This is a genomic window from Winogradskyella sp. ABM4_392 (genome assembly GCF_056160445.1).
On record NZ_JBSWXE010000015.1, the window covers coordinates 1 to 1058 of the forward strand.

Here is a 1058-nt window from a genome sequence, read left to right on the forward strand (position 1 = left end):
TCTTCTGCTAATACTGGTGTTGCTACTGGTGCTGATACTTGTGGTACAGTTACTATTACTGAATCAGACGTAGAGACTGCAGCTTGTGGTAATACGAAAACTATTGTTAGAACTTGGACCGTAACGGATGAGTGTGGTAACAGCGTTTCTGCTGACCAAACTATTACAGTGGTCGATACTACTGATCCTACAATCAACGTTCCTGCGGATATTACAATTGAATGTACTGAAGATGAGTCTTCTGCTAATACTGGTGTTGCTACTGGTGCAGATACTTGTGGTACAGTTACCATTACTGAGTCGGATGTTGAAACTGCCGCTTGTGGTAATACGAAAACTATTGTTAGAACTTGGACTGTAACTGATGAGTGTGGTAATAGCGTATCTGCTGATCAAACAATTACAGTGGTTGATACTACGGATCCTACAATCAATGTTCCTGCTGATGTCACTATAGAGTGTACTGAAGATGAGTCTTCTGCTAATACTGGTGTTGCTACTGGTGCTGATACTTGTGGTACAGTTACTATTACTGAGTCAGATGTGGAAACTGCAGCTTGTGGTAATACGAAAACTATTGTTCGTACGTGGACCGTAACTGATGAGTGTGGTAATTCAGTATCTGCTGACCAAACGATCACTGTGGTCGATACTACTCCACCAACGTTTAACGAAGCACTTCCTTCTGATGTAACTGTTGAGTGTGATGCTGTTCCTATAGCTGATACCTTAACTGCTAATGACAACTGTGGTGATGCTACGGTAACTTTTGATGAAGCTACTACTGCTGGCACTTGTGATAATGAATATACATTAACACGTACTTGGACAGCTTCTGATGCTTGTGGTAATGAAACTGTTCATACACAAACCATAACAGTTCAGGATACTACGGCACCAACATTAAACGAAACGCTGCCTGCTGATGTAGCTGTTGAGTGTGATGCTGTTCCTACAGCTGATACCTTAACTGCTAATGACAACTGTGGTGATGCTACGGTAACTTTTGATGAAGCTACTACGGCTGGTACTTGTGATAATGAATATACGTTAACGCG

At 41.7% G+C, this 1058-nt stretch carries 1 protein-coding gene; it reads left to right on the forward strand.

The window, feature by feature from the left end:
- The coding region (locus tag ACXAFS_RS15265) for an HYR-like domain-containing protein (RefSeq protein ID WP_475308041.1) at positions 1-1058 on the forward strand (1058 nt) is incomplete at both ends.